General features: G+C 40.2%; 3 protein-coding genes. All 3 read left to right on the top strand.

Annotated elements, in window-relative coordinates:
- Positions 1-230 precede the first annotated feature (230 nt).
- Positions 231-1016: an electron transfer flavoprotein subunit beta/FixA family protein gene (locus MRT15_RS11795; RefSeq protein WP_304330463.1), complete on the top strand. Its 786-nt coding sequence runs from the start codon at positions 231-233 to the stop codon at positions 1014-1016.
- Positions 1017-1021: 5 nt separating this feature from the next.
- Complete coding sequence (locus tag MRT15_RS11790) at positions 1022-1948, top strand: electron transfer flavoprotein subunit alpha/FixB family protein (RefSeq protein ID WP_304330462.1); 927 nt, start codon at positions 1022-1024, stop codon at positions 1946-1948.
- Positions 1949-2004: 56 nt separating this feature from the next.
- On the top strand, positions 2005-2526 hold a 522-nt coding region (locus MRT15_RS11785; protein ID WP_304330460.1), incomplete at its 3' end, for an FAD-binding protein.

The raw sequence follows: 2526 nt of genomic DNA, 5'->3' as shown, positions 1-2526 counted from the left end.
AATCCACAGACAACCTACCACACTTAGAGATCAAAGCAACCTCATCATCAGTTAAACCAGCAAAATCCTTAACAAACTTCAGCCTCTCACCAATGGACATCTTATAGAAACCAGAAACCCTTGAGCTTCTAGACAAAACTCAACACCCATAGAAGGTATGAAGAACTTATAGCATTAAAGGTTTTCCCAACGAAAAATAGCATTAAATACTGAATGGAATACTATATGAGATGAGGGTTAAGCGTATGGAGATAGCCGTATGCATAAAACAAGCATTGGATGTATCCCAACTAAAGGTGGATCCTAAAACCCTCGAACCATTAATACATGTAACACCAATGAAGATGAGCGATATAGATAGAAATGCATTGGAAGAAGCACTAAGGATAAGGGAGAAACATGGTGGAAAGGTGACTGCAATAAGCGTTGGAGGAGATAAGGCTAAGGAGGTTTTAAGGGAAGCAATAGCCATGGGTGTAGACAACGCCATACACATATTAAACGACATTGGCGAAGTTGATGAGCATATAGTTTCAGAGGCATTAGCTGAAACTTTAAAGATTAAAGGGCCATTCCAAATAATACTCTTTGGTGAAATGTCCATAGACAAATATACAGCACAAGTAGGAGTTAGAGTTGCTGAGAAACTTGGAATCCCATGCATAACATACGCTAGAAGCATAAGCATAGATGGAGGGGAGGTTATAGCTGAAAGGGATCTAGAAGATAGAATTGAAATAGTTAAAGCCAAAATGCCAGCGATAATAACAGTAACTAGGGAAATAAACACACCTAGACTACCACAATTAATAGCTATACTTAGAGCTGCAAAGAAACCTATAGAAACACTAAATCTAAGCCAATTAAAAGTGGACCTTAAACCAAAACTTAAAACATTAAGCGTAATGGGAGTTGAAGTTAAAAGGAAGGGGGTGGTGATAAAGGATCTACCAGTGGACAAAGCGGTAGATGAATTACTCAACAATCTAATTAGAGAGGGGGTTATAAAGAGGTGAAAAACATGCATGCAACAATATTCTCAGAATCCCCTGAAGCATTAATAGAAATATCCACAAAATTAAGGGAAACCCTACCAACAGACTTAAGAATAGATGGAATAACAAAAGTGGAAGTGAGAAATCCAGGAGATTACGGTATAGACAAGCTACACATAGTGAAAGATTTGAAGAGCATGTATGAAGCTGAGGCAATTATAGGGAAGGTTGCCAAGGAATCCAGTTCAAAGCTGATAATCCTCGAAACAAACAAGAATAACAGGGAGATAGCTGCAAGAATAGCTGCAAAGCTAAATGCAGGATACGTAGCTGACTGCATAGATTTAAGATTGGACACCGACGGAGGTATAGTTGCCAAAAGAATGATTTACGCTTCTAAAGCCATTGAAACCATAAAATCGATGTCAGATGTAACGGTCATGACTATGCCCAGAAGAATTACGGAGCCTAAAGCCCTATGGAAAGTGAAATGCGAAATAGTTTATGAAGATACCCCTAAAATTGAAGCTAAAACAACAATAATTGATGTGAAGAGGAAGGAGCTAAGTGCAATTCCGCTAGAGGCCGCTGAAGTCATCGTGTCTGTGGGTAGAGGATTTAAGAAGAAGGAAGATTGCAAAATGGCTGAGGAATTGGCGAAAATACTTGGTGGAGTCGTATCATGCAGTAGACCAGTAGCAGCAGACCTAAAATGGTTTAACGAGTGGATTGGACTCTCAGGACATAAAGTTAGCCCAAAACTATACATCGCCATCGGAATTTCAGGTGCAATACAGCATCTAGCTGGAATACAGGGGGCAAAGGTAGTTGTTGCAATAAATAAGGATGCAGAAGCGCCAATGATAAAATCCGCTGATTACGGTGTGGTCGCAGACCTCTACGAATTCATACCAAAACTCATAGAGAAACTTAAAGCTACTAGTGCAAAGTAAAATCCAAAAACCTTTTTTAAATATTCCATGAAATACTGTATTCGTGGTTGAGTGGAATGGTTAAAGTTGGAGTCTACGTATGCCACTGCGGTAAGAATATTGCCGGAGTAGTTGACGTCAAGAGGGTTGTGGATGAAGTTGGGAAGTTAAATGAGGTTTCGGTGGTTAAAGATTACATGTTCATGTGCTCTAAGACGGGTCAACAATTAATAATTGATGATATAAAGGCTGGAAGGGTGGATAGGGTTGTTGTGGCGGCATGCTCACCGACAATGCATGAAGAAACATTCATGAGGGCATTGGAGGAAGCGGGACTTAACAGATTCCTGTTTGAAATGGCAAACATTAGGGAGCAATGTTCATGGGTTCACTACAACGATCCAGAAGTTGCAACTGAGAAGGCAATAGACATAGTTAAGGCGGCTGTGAAGAGGGTTTCAAAATATGAGCCGTTTGAAAGGGGGAAACTACCCGTAGTTAATAGGGCTTTAGTTATAGGTGGGGGGATAGCTGGAATTAGAGCTGCACTGGACATAGCTGATGCAGGTATAGAAGTATACTTGGTGGAGAAGTCTCCA

It is taken from the genome of Candidatus Culexarchaeum yellowstonense, assembly GCF_024707025.1.
Classification (GTDB): domain Archaea; phylum Thermoproteota; class Methanomethylicia; order Culexarchaeales; family Culexarchaeaceae; genus Culexarchaeum.
The sequence above is the reverse complement of the archived record's forward strand: the minus strand, read 5'-3'. Positions and strand labels throughout refer to the sequence as shown.